This is a genomic window from Rhodoferax potami (assembly GCF_032193765.1).
Classification (GTDB): domain Bacteria; phylum Pseudomonadota; class Gammaproteobacteria; order Burkholderiales; family Burkholderiaceae_C; genus Allorhodoferax; species Allorhodoferax potami.
The window spans coordinates 1,217,543-1,233,438 of sequence record NZ_JAVBIJ010000001.1 but is presented as its reverse complement, the minus strand read 5'-3'; the positions used below and the strand labels follow the sequence as shown (position 1 = coordinate 1,233,438).

15 protein-coding genes are annotated in these 15,896 nt (G+C 53.4%); 6 read left to right on the top strand and 9 right to left on the bottom strand.

From position 1 onward, the window contains the following. Nucleotides 1–62: 62 nt before the first annotated feature. Genes RAE21_RS05895 through RAE21_RS05875 form a run of 5 tightly spaced genes read left to right on the top strand, consistent with a single transcriptional unit; the run spans nucleotide 63 to nucleotide 5,556 of the window. Nucleotides 63–857 carry a glycosyltransferase family 2 protein gene (locus RAE21_RS05895; protein ID WP_313880556.1) on the top strand — a complete coding sequence of 265 codons (795 nt, stop codon included), beginning with the start codon at nucleotides 63–65 and terminating at the stop codon, nucleotides 855–857. Then, entirely contained in the window at nucleotides 850–2,583 is a 1,734-nt protein-coding gene (gene msbA / locus RAE21_RS05890) for a lipid A export permease/ATP-binding protein MsbA (RefSeq protein ID WP_313880555.1), read from the top strand. The genes RAE21_RS05895 and msbA overlap by 8 nt, the downstream gene beginning before the upstream one ends. Then, nucleotides 2,580–3,296: a polysaccharide deacetylase family protein gene (locus RAE21_RS05885; protein WP_313880554.1), complete on the top strand. Its 717-nt coding sequence runs from the start codon at nucleotides 2,580–2,582 to the stop codon at nucleotides 3,294–3,296. The genes msbA and RAE21_RS05885 overlap by 4 nt, the downstream gene beginning before the upstream one ends. After that, nucleotides 3,293–4,180 carry a DUF6492 family protein gene (locus tag RAE21_RS05880; RefSeq protein WP_313880553.1) on the top strand — a complete coding sequence of 296 codons (888 nt, stop codon included), beginning with the start codon at nucleotides 3,293–3,295 and terminating at the stop codon, nucleotides 4,178–4,180. The genes RAE21_RS05885 and RAE21_RS05880 overlap by 4 nt, the downstream gene beginning before the upstream one ends. 8 nt (nucleotides 4,181–4,188) lie before the next feature. Beyond that, nucleotides 4,189–5,556 (top strand): O-antigen ligase family protein, encoded by a 1,368-nt coding sequence (locus RAE21_RS05875; protein ID WP_313880552.1) that lies wholly within the window; start codon nucleotides 4,189–4,191, stop codon nucleotides 5,554–5,556. On the opposite strand, the gene RAE21_RS05870 is transcribed toward RAE21_RS05875, so the two are convergent. Beyond that, nucleotides 5,501–6,556 (bottom strand): glycosyltransferase family 10 domain-containing protein, encoded by a 1,056-nt coding sequence (locus RAE21_RS05870; protein ID WP_313880551.1) that lies wholly within the window; start codon nucleotides 6,554–6,556, stop codon nucleotides 5,501–5,503. The genes RAE21_RS05875 and RAE21_RS05870 overlap by 56 nt on opposite strands. Between RAE21_RS05870 and RAE21_RS05865 the strand changes: the two genes are divergently transcribed. Continuing rightward, the gene (locus RAE21_RS05865) at nucleotides 6,537–7,460 is read left to right on the top strand and encodes a glycosyltransferase family 2 protein (RefSeq protein WP_313880550.1); all 924 of its coding nucleotides are present in this window, start codon (nucleotides 6,537–6,539) and stop codon (nucleotides 7,458–7,460) included. The two genes, RAE21_RS05870 and RAE21_RS05865, sit on opposite strands and share 20 nt — an antisense overlap. Before the next feature lie 19 nt (nucleotides 7,461–7,479). Here the strand turns inward: RAE21_RS05865 and RAE21_RS05860 are convergent, their stop codons facing one another. Genes RAE21_RS05860 through hemF form a run of 8 tightly spaced genes read right to left on the bottom strand, consistent with a single transcriptional unit; the run spans nucleotide 7,480 to nucleotide 15,859 of the window. Then, the gene (locus RAE21_RS05860; RefSeq protein WP_313880549.1) at nucleotides 7,480–8,529 is read right to left on the bottom strand and encodes a hypothetical protein; all 1,050 of its coding nucleotides are present in this window, start codon (nucleotides 8,527–8,529) and stop codon (nucleotides 7,480–7,482) included. Between the two features lie 51 nt (nucleotides 8,530–8,580). Then, entirely contained in the window at nucleotides 8,581–11,028 is a 2,448-nt protein-coding gene (locus tag RAE21_RS05855; protein ID WP_313880548.1) for a glycosyltransferase family 4 protein, read from the bottom strand. 9 nt (nucleotides 11,029–11,037) lie between these two features. Beyond that, the gene (gene rng, locus RAE21_RS05850) at nucleotides 11,038–12,513 is read right to left on the bottom strand and encodes a ribonuclease G (RefSeq protein WP_313880547.1); all 1,476 of its coding nucleotides are present in this window, start codon (nucleotides 12,511–12,513) and stop codon (nucleotides 11,038–11,040) included. Further along, nucleotides 12,495–13,115, bottom strand: a complete 621-nt coding sequence (locus tag RAE21_RS05845) for a Maf family protein (RefSeq protein WP_313880546.1) — start codon at nucleotides 13,113–13,115, stop codon at nucleotides 12,495–12,497. The genes rng and RAE21_RS05845 overlap by 19 nt, the downstream gene beginning before the upstream one ends. A 2-nt stretch (nucleotides 13,116–13,117) precedes the next feature. Continuing rightward, nucleotides 13,118–13,585, bottom strand: coding sequence for a 23S rRNA (pseudouridine(1915)-N(3))-methyltransferase RlmH (rlmH, locus tag RAE21_RS05840; protein WP_313880545.1), 468 nt, complete (start codon nucleotides 13,583–13,585; stop codon nucleotides 13,118–13,120). A gap of 8 nt (nucleotides 13,586–13,593) precedes the next feature. Next, a complete protein-coding gene (gene rsfS / locus RAE21_RS05835; RefSeq protein WP_313880544.1) occupies nucleotides 13,594–14,325 on the bottom strand; it encodes a ribosome silencing factor in 732 nt (243 codons plus the stop codon). Then, the gene (nadD, locus tag RAE21_RS05830) at nucleotides 14,325–14,945 is read right to left on the bottom strand and encodes a nicotinate (nicotinamide) nucleotide adenylyltransferase (protein ID WP_428983986.1); all 621 of its coding nucleotides are present in this window, start codon (nucleotides 14,943–14,945) and stop codon (nucleotides 14,325–14,327) included. The genes rsfS and nadD overlap by 1 nt, the downstream gene beginning before the upstream one ends. After that, nucleotides 14,936–15,859: an oxygen-dependent coproporphyrinogen oxidase gene (gene hemF / locus RAE21_RS05825; RefSeq protein ID WP_313880542.1), complete on the bottom strand. Its 924-nt coding sequence runs from the start codon at nucleotides 15,857–15,859 to the stop codon at nucleotides 14,936–14,938. Before hemF ends, nadD begins: the two co-directional genes overlap by 10 nt. Between the last annotated feature and the right edge of the window lie 37 nt (nucleotides 15,860–15,896).

The following is a 15,896-nucleotide window of genomic DNA, read 5'->3' as shown; positions in this document are numbered from 1 at the left end:
CCGCAAACAGACCGCATGTCGATGCTCAGGAGAGGGCCGAACCTTTTGGATGTTATCACCCCATGCCGACCATCTCCGTCTACATCATTGCCTACAACGAAGTGGCAAAAGTGCAACCAGCGATAGAGAGTGTTTCTTGGGCAGATGAGGTCATCCTAGTGGACTCAAATAGTACCGACGGTACCGCCGAGTTGGCCCAGAGTCTGGGCGCGCGGGTGGTCCAAGTCGAATTCAAGGGATTTGGCGACCTGCGCAACCAAGCCATTGCAGCGTGTACCAAGGACTGGATTTTCAGCCTGGATGCTGATGAACGTTGCACACCACAAGCCGCCCAAGAAATTCATTCGCTCATCAATAGCCCCCAAGCGCTCGACGTTTATCACACGCCCCGCCGCAATTACTTTATGGGAAAGTGGATCAAGCACTCGGGCTGGTATCCCAATTACCGTCAGCCGCAGTTGTTCCGTCGAGGAACCATGAGTTACGACATGAAGCCTGTTCATGAAGGATATGTGCTTCATTCGAATAAGCCCATTGGACATATGGTGCAAGAAATTTGGCAGTTCCCATTCAAGAACATGGCGGAGGTAATGCACAAGGCCAATCGATACTCAAGCCTAGGTGCTGAGAAGATCAAGCACAAGAAGATCACCATGTTTACCGCACTCAGTCATGGAATTTGGGCATTCGTAAAGCACTTCTTCTTTAAAAAGGGCTTTCTGGATGGTTGGGCGGGTTTCGTCATTGCGCTTGGCAATTTTGAGGGCACATTCTTTAGGTACGTGAAAGCGATTGAACTTCAGCAAGGTGAACGTTGGAAGGCGCCTGCGGCAAGCGATCGGACTAGCAATGAATAAGGAAGACCGGGCGCTCTACATCCGGCTGATGGGCTTTCTGAAGCCCTACTGGAAAGCCTTTTCGATCGCTGTAGCTTGCATGGTGTGCACTGCGGCAACGGAGCCAATGTTTCCCGCCATCATGAAGTACCTGCTGGACTCAGGGTTTCAAACAGCAGACAAAAAAATGGTGTGGCTTATTCCGGCGAGCATTGTGCTGCTGTTCGTCGTACGTGGCCTTTTGTCTTTTGTTACGAACTACCTGATGACGTGGGTGTCGACGCGTTTGGTTGTCGATCTGCGACGCGCCATGTTTGACAAGCTCTTGAGTGCGCCAACGCAGGTTTTCCAGTCTGAGCCGGCGTCTCGCTGGATATCGCGTTTGCTCTACGACGTGGACAACATCAACCAAGCGGCAACCAATGTTTTGGTGACTGCATTGAGAGAGTCGTTAACCGCCATCGCGCTTCTCAGCTACCTGCTTTACCTAGACTGGAGGCTCACTCTGGTTACCTTGACGGTTGGCCCCATCATCGCGATCCTCATTCAAAGCTTTGGAAAGCGCATCAGGAAAGCGAGCAAGGCCAGTCTCGAGTCCTTACGTGCGATCGCCCATACCGTGGAAGAAACAACTGCTGCCAACAGAGTAATCAAGGTGTACGGCGGGCAAGAGCAACAAAGAGCCAGATTCCATCGTGTCACCGAAAGCTTCCGGCGGAGCATGATGCGCGAAGCTGTGCCGGCATCTGCTCTGACACCTATTACCCATATCGCCGCGTCGTTCGCCATAGCTTTCATCATTTTTATGGCGCTTAGCCGGTCTATGGGGCAGGCAGGGGATTCAGCGGGTGGCTTTGTCTCATTTATCACCGCGATGTTGTTATTGATTTCACCTATTAAGCAACTCACAACCATCAGTCCTATCTTGCAACGAGGCCTTGCCGCGTGTGAGAGCGTGTTCGGAGTACTTGATGCAGAACCAGAACCCGACTCTGGAAAGCAATCGCTTGCAGCCGCCAGAGGCGAATTGGCGTTCGAGAATGTAAGCTTTCAATACCCGGGAAGCGAAAGAAATGCATTGGAAAATATCAGCTTCACCGCAAAGCCGGGCCAGACAGTCGCATTGGTTGGAGCCTCTGGAGGGGGTAAGAGCTCGCTAGCTGCTTTGATTCCGCGCTTTTTCAGTCCAATATCGGGGCGAATCACCATCGACGGCGTGGACATAGCAAATTTGACGTTGCCGAATCTGCGAAAGAATATTGCCTTGGTTAGCCAAGATATTGTCTTACTCAATGACACGATACGAGCCAATATTAGCTTCGGGGAGGCATCTGAGGCTAGTGATGCGCAAGTGCGTGAGGCTGCGACAGCTGCACATGCCTGGGAATTTATTTCAAAGCTTCCCTACGGCTTGGATACTCCCGTAGGGGAAAACGGAGCGATACTTTCTGGCGGACAGCGGCAGCGGATTGCGATCGCACGCGCGCTCTTGAAGAATGCGGCCATACTTATTCTTGACGAGGCGACATCAGCGCTGGACACGGAATCAGAACGAATGGTCCAAGAGGCCTTGGCGTCACTAATGCTCAACAGAACGACATTGGTGGTTGCCCACAGACTGAGCACGATTGAAGGTGCTGATTTGATTCTTGTAATGGATCAAGGGCGTATTGTGGAACGCGGCAATCACTCCAGCCTAGTGCAAGCGAACGGTTATTACGCCAGTCTCCAGAGGTTGCAAACATGAAGATACCTATTTTGATGTATCACCAAATCGATGCGCCTCCCCCTCGCGGAACTATGTTGCGAGGGTTGATCGTGGCACCATCCTCATTTAATTGGCAAATGAAGATGCTGCGTTTGATGGGATACACCGGTCTTTCCATGCGGGACCTAGAGCCCTATTTACGAGGTGAGAAAAAGGGCAAAGTGGTTGGTATAACCTTTGACGATGGATACCAAAATAACCTGACCTACGCTTTACCCATTTTAAAAGCCAATGGTTTCACGGGAACATGCTACGGCGTGAGTCGCATGATTGGCGGTACTAATTCATGGGACTCTGGGAAGGTTGCTGAAAAATCTCTCATGACCCAACAAGATTGGCGTTCATGGCATGCGGCAGGCATGGATGTAGGCTCGCACACGCAGAACCATGCCAAGCTAACCGAGCTTCCGAAAGATGAGGCGCGTAAACAGATTACGCAATCCAAATTGGAGTTAGAGCACATGTTGGGAACGGAAGTCAGACATTTCTGCTATCCCTACGGCTGGTTCCAAACAGAGCACGAAAAAATGGTGCGAGAGGCTGGCTATATATCCGCTACAAGCACACGTCGTGGTCGTGTTCAAGCGGGAGACAACCCTTATACGCTCAAGCGAATCATGATTGCGAGAGCTACCAATCCCTTGCAGTTTCTCATGAAAATCGCCACATCTTACGAGGACCGCCGCTCGTGATTACATTTGCTCTCTACTGCAAGAGTTACCGAGTCGATGTCAAGCGTGCAAAGCGTTTGGCGCTGACAGTGGAGAAATATAACGTAGATAAAATTCAATTTTATATTTCTTGCCCGCAAGCAGACCTGCCGATATTTAGGGAATACCTCTCTGGTTTGAGTGTCAAACTCATCACTGACGAGGAGATAATTCTGAGCAATCCAGTGCACAGCCTGGACAAGGTGAATGCCATCCCGGGGCATCTGTCACAACAAATTATTAAATCAGAGTTTTGGCGCCTAGGACTTGCAGAAGCCTATTTGTGTTTGGACTCGGATTGTCAATTCATCAGACCATTCCATCTGAGTGAATTTCTGAACACTTCAGACACCCCATACACGATAGTCGACGAATGTCGCGAGATACTTCTACCCGCTGCATCCTTGCGCAAGCAAAAAATCATTGACGACTTTAATAAAGAATCTGTTCAAGTTCAGCGGGCTTTTGAAAGAGCTGGCAAGCATTACAACTTTGGGCCCAATTGCCCTGTATGGCATCGTGATGTCTGGATGAGTCTCGACGAGAATTTTATTAAACCGCGCGGTACGAGTTTTGCTCAGCTCATCGTGGAGCATCCAATTGAAATGCGTTGGTATGGTGAGGCACTACTCAAGTATGGTGCGATCAAGCTTTTGCCTTCACAGCCGTTCTTTAAGATGTACGCCTATGCTTGGCAGCTGCGGAGAGACCGCGCTGAAGGCTTGGTAGAAGAAGACCTGGCCCAATTTTATTGTGGAGTGACTTATCAGTCCGCCTGGGAACGGGAAATGGATTGGCCAAGCGAAGGGGGCAATCTGGCATCCAGACTTGGCCGTCGTTTAAGGCGATCACTGGGACGCACGTAAACCGCATCATGACTATGATCACCACAAAAAAATCAGGGACAGTATTAGTTTTTTCGGCAGCTATTCTTTTAGCAATTTGGCCCTTGCCGAATACTATGGGGGCTCGTCATTTAATGCTGCTTACGGGTTTTATTGCTGCAGCATTCATATTACTGCCAAATCGTCATATCTTCAATTCACGCCAAGCTTGGCCGATTTATTTTTTCTTTTATTTTTTCATTTGGCTCTTATTTCACTTGTTGATACCGAGTAATCACTTGGCCGAGCAATGGAAAGAACTAACGGGAGACTGGTTAAGAAATTTCTTGGCTTCGATAATAGGTCTCGCTCTTGGCATTGTGCTCAGTGCCCCTAAGATACACCTCTCTCCGAAGTTACAGAAGATACAGGAACCGGTTCTCATATGGGGCATAGCTGGTACGACCGGCATATTTTGCGTCCGATATATTTTTGAAGGCTTTCAGACGGGGCAGTGGATCCATTCGGATTTTTACATGACGCCCTATCTTGGCAAAACACCATTGGTCATTTTTGGTGGGCTTCTAATTTCCGTCATGCTCATCAAAGCACTGGACGCGCTACAAGGCAAAGAGCGGCAAGTCTGGTATGCGTATAGCTTTATTGGGTTACTAGCAACTCTACTAATGTTTTATTTCGCGAACACAAAAAACGGTTTCGCGATGTTTGCCTTGCTGCTCGGTGTTGCTTTCTTTGCGGCCCTCAAGAATCTGGCAAGAGTTAGAGTTTCTCTCCCTAAGTTGGGGGCTTTTACTTTAGTAAGTGTATTGATATTTGGTTACGTCATCAACAAGCACCTTGATACAAATCCGGCTTGGTCAAATTTGGTGGCTGATTACAAGACCAGCGTCAAAATTGAAGAGCATGACAACTGGAAAGACAAGACCTCGCCACTCCCAGTCAATGGAAACGGCATAGCTGTGAACGGTAGCACCTATGAAAGAGTAGCTTGGGCACGAGCCGGACTCGAACTACTGATTGATCATCCCCTGGGCTACGGGCTCATTGACCACTCATTCGGGGCCCTGGCAATCCAAAAGTGGAGCGACTTTCACAAGCCTGACGGCAACAATAGAGGTTCAACCCACAGTGGATGGCTGGATTTCGCACTGGGTTTCGGAATTCCAGGGCTGTTAATGGTTTGTGTTCCCCTTGTGGCAAGCTACTTCAGGGCAAGAAAAAGGACAGATTTTTGGGGAGCATACGCAGTTTGGACAATTCCCTTGCTCGGAATCAGTTATCTGACCACCGAAGTATGTACCGGCCATTTTATTGAGCTTTTGTTTTTCTTAACGGCAATGTTCAGCGGCTTGACGCTCCAAAACAGCCGCGGGCCCATTGGCGAAGACGTCGGCTGAGTTTAAAGTCTTTGGCCTCGTGATCTGAATAGAGCCGAGTTTGAGTGCGCGAGTTATCAAGCGTTCGCGTGTCCTCCGATAGCTCTAAAGTCGGATACAGCTTTTCCAATTCAGAAAAAATATTGTATTCATACATTACACGACGCTTAGCCTCTCGACGCATCTCCACACTCTTTTGATCAAAGTCGCTTCGTAAGACCTCTTGAATTATCTTGAATGCTTCTCGTGGGCGATCAATATCGATGCGGGCATAGCTCCCTTTCGGAAAATACTCGGCCACGTTGGTACAACCGCTATAAATCGGGAAACAATCTCTCAGAAACGGATCTGCTAGCTTTTCTGTCCAATAGTTGTGGTGAATGGAGTTTTCGAGGGCTATGTGAAAACGATACTCGGCTAAGGCCTCGTCTTTGTCGGCCATGGTTCGACTACCTCGTCCGAAGTAATCAATCTGATCTCCAAACTCCTCCTTTAACTGCTCGACAAACTTGATTCTCTGTCGGTGACCGCTTGTCACTGCATTGTTTGAGCAAATCACAGAGCAAAGCTTTGTTTTTACTGGACTCTGTTTTTCTAGCGAAGAGAAATCCAACTCCGCACGAAAGCGCTCAATCCCGTCAACAAACTTGACACCCGCGAACCAATTAATGCCTGGTTGCATCAGAATGGCTCCAGGGTGTTTTGTGTTGCTCTGGGTGGTAATCACCGTACCGAATTGTTCAAGGAATCGCGGTTGATAGCGGTGAAAACTCTCAGGCTCACCAGCCACAAAGATGCGACGATGCAAGGGCACGGAAGTCACAAGTGGCATATCTGGCCATGCTGAATACACCACCAACCAGTCATACCCCCCCGTACAATCGGTGCCAAAAGAATAGTCGGTCTGTCCCCACGAGTCACCGACTTCTTGCATCTGCCTGCTCCAGGGCCACGCGCCACCAGACTCATCGACGAATAGCACTTTACGTTTTTTCACTGTTATGTCGCCTGTTTTTTCCATCGTGCTTTGCACCTATAACGCTCAACCTTATCTTGATGAATGCATTCAGAGCTTGCTCCAACAGACATTCCGCGATTTTGAACTGATTATCGTGGACGATGGGTCCCAAGACGGAACTCTTGCCTATTTGAATGCCCTGACGGATCCACGCATTCGCGTTATTCCTCTAGATACAAATCAAGGTTTGATCTTTGCGAGAACAACGGGGTTTGATGCGGCGAAAGGCCGCTACACCGCCATCATGGACGCGGACGACATTGCTCACCCCCGCAGACTGGAAGAGCAACTTCAGGCAATGGATTCGGGAGAGGCTGATGTGTGCGGTTCTTTCCACATCACTCTGGATACAAAAAGTGGAAGGCGTCGCTCCCGACGATCTGCGTTTTCGGACAGCGATATCAGGGCTTTGCTGACCATCTACTGTCCGCTCTGCAATCCTAGCACGAGTGTGGCCACTGAACTACTTCGCCAACACCGCTACGACCCGAGCTACCCACATGCTGAAGACTATGGTCTATGGTGTGATATTGCCTCACAAGGTGGGCGGTTTAAAAATATCACAAGCCCCTTGTTGACGTACCGTTTGCACCCCGGCCAAATTAGTATTGTTAAAAGAGAGACTGCCAACAACTCATTCAAGGCGATTCAAGCCAAATATGTAAAGGCTGTCACGGGCAACAGCTTAGTCCCTCACTCCATGCCGGTTAAGCAGCGGTGGGAAGACGCAATAGTCTTCATGAAGAAGATTAACCAAAAAATACCTGGCATCTCGTTTCGTGCTAACTACGAGCTGTATGCAGAATTTCAGTATCGCAGTAACGGCTGGCTAACGCCCCTACTACGCATAGAACGCCTGGTAATCGCTTTATGGGCGACTCGACGAGGTCGCTACAAAAAATCCTGAGCCACAGGCTCATGAAGGACTAGTTCGAAAGACATAAGGCCGAAGTTAAGCGGGCTATCTCTTGGAGATCTTCCTGCCCAAGAGCATCCCCCAGCTCAAGCACACCATCAGCCCCGCGATAAGAATGCCACATTGAAGGAACAAATTTAGTTTGTCCGCCGAGCATTCCGGCTAAATGCGTCATACCGCTTTTAGAGCCCACAAGGATATCTGCTCCGGTCAACACCCGGAAGGACTCAATGAACGGACTATCAATCAACTCAATAACCTTGCATCGTCCAGGGGGCAACAACTCATGCCAATTCACTGGAACGCCATTTTCAGAACAGTAGCCACCGTTAAGACCTTCACTCACCACATAGACGGAGAGAGCTCTATTGCCACTGGATTGCAAAATAGTCGTCAAAATTTGAAGGTACCACGCGTCAGGTAGCATACGTTTTGAGAGATCTGCGAATTGCCGACCAGGCAGTAGGTCACCTCTTCGAACATGAACTGCGACCTTCAGGGTATCCGATAGCTGGGGGGCATATTGCTCTGGGAAGCCGCCTTGCCCCGCTGCGTCATAGCAACGTTTGAACCAAGCTCTGGTGGCTGCATATTCAAAATCGCCTGTTCGTTTCTCAGGTAAAAGAAAAACGATGCCATCCTCTGGGTTGGCTCGTACCGCTTCATCAACAGTGCGATAGGCTTCGTCGTCGTCTTGACAATTGGAGGGGATACTAATCGCTGTTGCTGGAAGCTGAACGAGCCTCAGCTTTTTATTACGCAAAAGTAGCTCAATCTCACTGCGATTTTTGGTGTGCGTGGAAAATCCAAACAGTGCATTGATATCGTCGCCAATATTATGTGTTTCGTAGACTTGCCTAAATGTTATTCGACGTATCCACTGCTTTATCCGCCATACCCACTGGGTGCTGCTTGATTTCCGGACTTGAGAGTCCGAATAAGCAAAGGTAAGCCCATGGCGCAGGCATATTTTCACCGCGTTGTTAACATGTCCAAGTGAGTGACCAATACCTGCGTCTGGATTCTCATAGTCGACTAGATAACGCCCTAACTCACTCATAGTTCAACCCTCAGCGTACAAAAATATATTGCACTAAGCAACATCCCTGCTTTATTTTTGCGCATTAGTCCAGCCAATCATTGCGGCAACAGCTGCACTGGTGGTGTGGGGACTGTGAAACCCGTTATCAGATAACGTGCAATGCGACCATCGAACAGATAACTCTCGAACCGATTCCGCAAGATCCCAAGAGGCTGGAGCATCGGGTACAGCCTCGACAGCACGTTGGCCCGCGCACCCAATTAACTCGGACATTTGAGGATTGCCATATACCGTCGCCAAAATCGGCCGTTGCATCCAAAGATACTCATACAGTTTGGACGGAATGTACTCGGCACAAATGGGCTCCGTACCATGCAATAACAGCAATACATCCGTATTGCGCATGCGGCGCAAAATCTGCGCCCGCCCGGAGAGACAAGTGTCTAGGTCGGCCTCGATCCGCCCAAGGTGTCGCACGATATCTCTGATCGGCGATTTGTGTAGGGCCGCTTCAGACACTTCATCCAGTGGCCCACCAGTGAGTTGCAGCTCAATCTGCTCTCTCAACTCGGGGCTCTCGGACACCAAGGTTTCTAACGCGCCGATGATGGGGGTGAGGTTACGGGTCGCAGACAGGGACCCGAAATGCCCGATCACCATCTTCGGGCCCGGCACATACGGAGGCATTACTTTGAATGGCGCATCAATTCCCGGCAACATCATCTTACCGCGCTCACCCAATTGGGGGTGACGGCGCCTAGCACTTGCTAATGCCTGATCCGTGAACCAAATCGCCACATCCGCGTGGGTACAAATAATGCGCTCTACTTCGGCCTGCATCAACTCTTGCTTGCTCACAGGCTCACTGCCCGGCATGACCAATGGATCGTGCACCTCAGCCAACCAGCGCACGCCTAGCGTTCGCTTTAGGGCGTTACCGGCCAAATGGGCTGCAAACGCACCGCCCGTCGAATAAATAAGATCGAACTTCCGGTCACGAGCCAACAGCCGGCCCTTCACATAGGCTGATAGCCACCAAGACCAAGAGCTCTCCACCGGACGTAGAACCTTTTCGACCAACATGAAAGGCAACAAAGGCAGCGAGAGCAGCAACATCACCAGCCGGTACATCAACGGAGAACCTAGATGCTTGCGTAAGACGTGACGCAACTCAAAGCGAATTCCTGCCGGCCCTGCCGGCCAGAGTTGGTAATGCTCGTAGTGACGATCACGGCTACCCGAGACACCGCTCAAAACAACCAGCTCTATGCCTGCAGCCTCTAGGTGCGGTAACTTATCGGTAATCGTTTGACTTGCAGCACGCCCATCCATATTGAAGGCATGGGAGAGCACCAACCAGCGCTGGCTGTACCGACGCGTCACACCGGAAAAAAGCGTGCTGTAGCGCCGCCCGGCCTCGGTCCAAGAGTTCGCGGTAGCGAAGTTCACCCCACCCGTGGCCAGTGCAGTGGCCTTCTCTCTATCACCCAAAAGAGCCTGTATCTTTGAAGCAAGGTCTATGACATCGGTCGGTGTTGACAGCAAGGTGGCGTTCAAACCCTGCGTCAAATCCTTGGCGATTCCGCTGAATGGCGCGTCGCTCACCACCACGGGCAAACCATGCGCCATGGCCTCCAACACAACCATGCCGTAAGAGTCTTCCAAGGTAGGATGCACCAACATGTCCGCAGCGCTATAGGCCACAGACATATCTCTCAAGCTGCCCCTAAAGTGCACCCGCGAGCGTAAGCCCAGAGCCGTGGCCTGTTGCTTATAGTCGCTGATGCGCTCAGACCGGCCTATCACCAAAAGCTGTACCTCACTGTCAAGCTTGGTCAGCGAGTCCAAAAGGGTTTTGAGCCCCTTCTTGCCAAAATCATTGCCCACAAAAAGGAGTACTGGAACATCATCAGGCAACTCCAAGGCGCGACGTGCTTCGGCCTTGACCACTGCAGTGGCCGGTCCAGGCACTGCATCCACACCCGGTCTAATGACTTCCAGCATTCCGCGTGAATCAGGGAACGCTCGCTCCACTACCTCTTTCAATGTGGCGGAAGCGCAGACCACTTTCTTCTTGTACGCAAATGCAAAGCGCCGCTCTTCCAGCCACAAATAGGCTAGCAAGCGTGGGCTGGTCACCACTTTCAACCAGCGCAGAGCCAAGCCAAAGCCTCGCTTCCCGGTAAACAGCGTGTGCTTAACCGGCAACACATGCACAGTCTGCACATTCCCATGCCAGGTGTTCTCGTGAGAGTGAACGATATCGAAGCCACTGCGCGTGGCCCGCCAGGTTTCCCAGGCGAAGTAGAGTTGGTTGATCCAGCGTGGGCGCTCCATCGGCATGGGCACCTGGTGGTAGGTCACTCCGGGAAAATCATGCGAAATGGTCTGCGCGAACACATGCACTTCATGCTGTTGCGCGAGCTGCTCCACCACCGAGATGGAATAGCGCTCTGCCCCACCTCCGGTCACTGAAAAATTGCGGCTCAACACCGCGATACGCAAACGCTCAGTCACAGACCACCATCACAGCAACACAATGTCGTATTGCTCTTGGGCCATGCCTGCTTCGCTCTGCAGCGACACCGGTTTGCCGATGAACTCCGAAAGCCCTGCCAAATGCTGGCTTTCTTCATCTAACAAGAGCTCAATCACCTTGGGTGACGCAACGACCCGGAATTCACGGGGGGTGAACTGGCGGGCTTCCCGCAAAATTTCACGCAAGATGTCGTAGGCGACACTGCGCGGCGTTTTGACGATGCCCTTGCCTTCACAGGTAGGGCAAGGTTCACACAACATGTGAGCCAGGGATTCACGGGTGCGTTTGCGTGTCATCTCGACCAGACCCAGCTGTGAGAATCCGCCCGCCATCGTCTTCACCCGATCGCGACCCAGCTGCTTGCGGAATTCCGCCAACACGGCATCACGATGGTCCTCGCGCACCATGTCAATGAAGTCGACAATGATGATGCCACCCAGATTGCGCAGTCGCAGTTGGCGTGCAATCGCTTGCGAAGCCTCCAGGTTGGTTTTGAAGATGGTGTCGTCAAAGTTGCGCGCACCGACAAAGCCGCCCGTGTTCACATCCACCGTCGTGAGTGCCTCGGTCTGATCCACGATCAGGTAGCCGCCCGATTTGAGCTCCACCCGTCGCGCCAGCGCTTTGGCGATTTCCTCGTCAATCGAATACAAGTCAAAGATAGGTCGCTCACCCTTGTAGTGCTGCAACTTCTCGGCTGCTGCGGGCATGAACTCCGCGCCAAAAGTTTTAAGCGCATCAAACTGCTCGCGCGAATCCACGCGAATGGTCTGCGTCGTTTCACCCACCAAGTCGCGCAGCACGCGCTGCAACAAGTTCAGGTCTTGGTGCAGCAAACTCTGCGGCGGCAGACGCAGAGAAGCGTCCTTGATACGCGCCCATGCCTTGCGCAGGTAAGCGATATCGTCACCCAGCTCTTTGTCAGACGCATCTTCGCCATTGGTGCGCAAGATGAAGCCGCCACCTTCTTTGCCAGCAAGCGCTTGCATACGGCTGCGCAGCTCATCACGCTGGGCGGTAGGAATCTTTTGGGACACGCCGATATGGTCGTCCTGCGGCAGAAACACCAGCAGGCGGCCGGCAATGCTGATTTGCGTGGACAGGCGGGCGCCCTTGGTGCCAATCGGATCCTTGATGACCTGCACCATGAGGGACTGGCCCTCAAACACCTGCTTCTCAATCGGAATCTGGGGCTGTGATGCGCGGGAGGCACTCAGCGACTCGCCCTCTGCGGGCGGATGCCACACATCGGCCACATGTAAAAAGGCAGCCCGCTCCAAGCCGATATCAATAAACGCTGACTGCATGCCCGGCAGCACCCTGGCCACTTTGCCGAGGTACACATTGCCCACCAGCCCGCGCTCCAGCGTGCGCTCCACGTGCAGTTCCTGCACCGCACCGTGCTCCACGATGGCCACCCGCGTTTCTTGCGGGGACCAGTTGATCAGGATGTCTTGTTGCATGCAAAGCCCACCTCGCGCAAGGCCTGCGCTGTTTCAAACAAAGGGAGGCCCATGATGCCAGAGTAAGAGCCCTCAATGCGCGCAATAAACGCGGCCGCCCTGCCCTGCACACCGTACGCGCCGGCCTTGCCCATGGGCTCGCCACTGGCCACGTAGGCGGCAATGTCGTCTTCGCTCATTGCAGAGAAAGTCACTACCGATTCCGAACACGCTTGGGCGGTCTTTTCGCCCCATGCCACCGCCACTGCGGTAAACACGCGGTGGGTTCCGCCTGCCAAGGCGCGCAACATGCGCTTGGCATCCTCTGCATCCGCTGGCTTGCCAAGGATGGTGTCACCCAAGGCGACAGTGGTGTCAGCACAAAGAATAGGACGATTTCGACCGCTAGCGCCCGCTAAACGTGCGCGAGCAGCTATCAATTTAAGAGCAGTCACCCGCTGCACATATGCCGAAGGCGTGTCGCCTTCGAGCACCACTTCCAAGCTTTCGGCGTCTTCATCCGGGGTGGGCAAGAGCAACTCATGGGCGACACCAATCTGGGTCAGCAACTCGCGACGACGCGGGCTCTGGGATGCGAGATAAATGAAATCCGGAGCACTCATGGTCATTCCCTGTGGTACGGGTGATTGGCGTTGACCGACCAAGCCCGGTAGAGCTGCTCAATCAGCAGCACCCGCACCATGGCGTGGGGCAAAGTCAGGTCAGAAAGGCGTATGCGTTCGTGCGCTGCCTGGCGAAACTCGGGGTCCAGACCGTCTGGGCCGCCGATAACCAGGGCCACATCGGTGCCGCCCAACTGCCATTCTTTGAGGCGATCGGCCAATGCTGTTGTGCGCATGCTGGTGCCCCGCTCATCCAGAGCCACAATGCGGGCACCCTTTGGAATCGCTTCCTCAATACGCTTGCGCTCAGCGGCGTAAAGCTGCTCCACCGTTTTAGAGCCGCGCGGCTCCGTTTTGATGGCCTTGAGCTCTACCTTGAGTTCATGCGGAAAGCGCTTGGCGTAGTCGTCCCACGCGGTTTGCGCCCAGTCCGGTACCCGCTGACCGACAGCGACGATGACCAACCTCACGCAGGACCTCAGGCTTTACGAGGAGCGGCTTTCTTCGCAGGCGCCTTTTTGGCGGCAGCGGGCTTGGCTGCTGCTTTTTTGGCGACGGTCTTCTTGACTTCGGGCTTGACCACGACCGTCTTCACCGCCGCCTTGGCTGCGGGTTTTGCGGCAGGCTTTGCAGCGCTGGTCTTAGAGGCGGCTTTCTTGGCAGGTGCTTTTACGCCAGCGGCTTTGTCTGCAGCCTTCTTCAGTGCAGCTTTGGACGGGAAAGCTTCTTCCACGCCCTTCTTGGCTGCGCTGGAACGGCGCATGCTCGGCTCCACGGCCTTTGCAGCGGCTTTCTTGGTGGCGGGCTTGGCTTCTTCGCTGGCCTTGGCCACCACCGGCTTGGCGGCACCCAGCTTCAATCGCACCGGCTTCTCGCCCCACAGCTCTTCCAGATGGTAGTACTGGCGGAAATTGGGCTGCATGATGTGCACCACCACCTGGTTGCAATCCACAATGATCCATTCGCCGTTGCCTTCGCCTTCGATTCGGGGCTTGGCAAAACCGGCTTCGCGCACCGCATCGCGCACGCTGGCAGCCAAGGCTTTGGTCTGGCGGTTGCTGGTGCCCGAGGCGATGATCACGCGCTCAAATAAGGCAGACAGGTGCTCAGTGTCGAACACCACAATATCTTGGGCCTTCACATCTTCCAGACCATCGACGACGGCACGTTGGAGTTTTTGGGTGTTTTTGGCAACGGTGGAAGTAGTCATCAGTCGGATCGGTAAAGAAGGTGTTGGTCAATATAACGCGCAACCGGCTCAAAAACCAGTGGAGCAATGCTTTTGCCCGAGGCGACGCGTTGTCGGATGTCGGTGGCGCTGACTGCCATGGGAGGCATTTGCAGCACAGTCAGGCAGGGGATGTCGTTGGCGAGGTCATCAAAACGGCCATAGGCGCCCGATGAATCTGCGCGAGCAGCTACACAAATTATAGCAAGTGCCGGCAGTTGCTCCCAATGGTGCCAAGTTCTGAGCCGCTGGGCCTGGTCCTCCCCGATCAGCAAGTACAGCTGGGCACCCGGGTTTTCTGCTTGGAGCTCGCGCAGGGTGTCCACCGTATAACTCGGCCCGTCGCGCAAGGTTTCGCGTGGGTCTACGTCCGTGCCGGGCACTGAGCTGAACGCCAATTTCGCCATTCGCAGCCGGTGCTTGGCGTCGGTGAGCGGCCGTGCCTTGTGCCACGCAAACCCCGTTGGAACCACGACCAAGCGCTGCAAGCCCAGCTGGCTAATGGCACTTTGTGCAAGGGCCGTATGCCCCGGGTGTGGCGGATCAAACGCCCCACCGAAAACACCGATTCGCAGCGGAGCGCCTTCACCCGTCAAACCCACTCCCGTGCGGTAAGAAAATGGCGGGTCAACGCCTCTTCGGGCGACCCGGCTTCCGGCACTTGCTGGTAAGCCCAGGTTGCGTGTGGAGGCATGGACAGCAGAATCGACTCGGTGCGTCCCCCCGATTGCAAGCCGAAATGGGTGCCGCGGTCCCATACCAAATTGAACTCGACATAGCGGCCCCTGCGATACAGCTGGAAATCACGCTGACGCTGGGTGTACGCCATGTGCCTGCGACGCTCCACGATGGGCAAATACGCCTTCAGGAAAGCGTCACCTACCGACTGCAAGAGCTCAAAACTGCGAACCGGGCCCAGTTCGGAGAAGTCATCAAAAAACACCCCACCAATTCCGCGTGGCTCGTTGCGGTGCTTCAGGAAGAAATAGTCATCACACCACTTTTTGAAGCGCGGGTATTTGTCGTCTCCAAAATCCGCCAATGACACTTTACAGGTGCGGTGGAAATGCACCGCATCGTCCTCAAAACCGTAATAGGGCGTGAGATCCATACCGCCGCCAAACCAGCACACCTCTTCGCCTTGGGGATTTTTGGCTGCAATCATGCGCACGTTCATGTGCACGGTGGGCACATAGGGGTTGCGCGGGTGAAACACCAAAGACACGCCCATGGCCTCAAACGGGGCGCCAGCCAACTCCGGCCGGTGCTGGGTGGCGCTGGGCGGGAGTTTCGGCCCTCGCACATGCGAAAACCCGCAACCGCCGCGCTCTAACAGTGCCCCACCCTCGATGATCCGTGTGATGCCTTGCCCCTGCAGGGGCTCGCCAGGGGCCTTCTCCCACGAATCAGAGATGAAATGGCCGCCATCCGCCGCCTCCATGGCTTCCACGATGCGGGTTTGCAGACCCATCAAATAGGCGCGCACCTGGATGGAGCCCGCTGGTGAATCACTCATCTTTGAGCTTCCTTAAAACCTGACTTGGGGCATGCGG

Excerpts from the sequence above, each read along its gene's own strand:
- RAE21_RS05895 (WP_313880556.1), top strand. The coding sequence starts at position 63 with ATGCCGACCATCTCCGTCTACATCATTGCCTACAACGAAGTGGCAAAA.
- rng (WP_313880547.1), bottom strand. The coding sequence starts at position 12,513 with ATGCAACAAGACATCCTGATCAACTGGTCCCCGCAAGAAACGCGGGTG.
- RAE21_RS05865 (WP_313880550.1), top strand. The coding sequence starts at position 6,537 with ATGTCGCCTGTTTTTTCCATCGTGCTTTGCACCTATAACGCTCAACCT.
- RAE21_RS05845 (WP_313880546.1), bottom strand. The coding sequence starts at position 13,115 with ATGAGTGCTCCGGATTTCATTTATCTCGCATCCCAGAGCCCGCGTCGT.
- RAE21_RS05860 (WP_313880549.1), bottom strand. The coding sequence starts at position 8,529 with ATGAGTGAGTTAGGGCGTTATCTAGTCGACTATGAGAATCCAGACGCA.
- rsfS (WP_313880544.1), bottom strand. The coding sequence starts at position 14,325 with ATGACTACTTCCACCGTTGCCAAAAACACCCAAAAACTCCAACGTGCC.
- RAE21_RS05875 (WP_313880552.1), top strand. The coding sequence starts at position 4,189 with ATGACTATGATCACCACAAAAAAATCAGGGACAGTATTAGTTTTTTCG.
- RAE21_RS05870 (WP_313880551.1), bottom strand. The coding sequence starts at position 6,556 with ATGGAAAAAACAGGCGACATAACAGTGAAAAAACGTAAAGTGCTATTC.
- hemF (WP_313880542.1), bottom strand. The coding sequence starts at position 15,859 with ATGAGTGATTCACCAGCGGGCTCCATCCAGGTGCGCGCCTATTTGATG.
- RAE21_RS05885 (WP_313880554.1), top strand. The coding sequence starts at position 2,580 with ATGAAGATACCTATTTTGATGTATCACCAAATCGATGCGCCTCCCCCT.
- msbA (WP_313880555.1), top strand. The coding sequence starts at position 850 with ATGAATAAGGAAGACCGGGCGCTCTACATCCGGCTGATGGGCTTTCTG.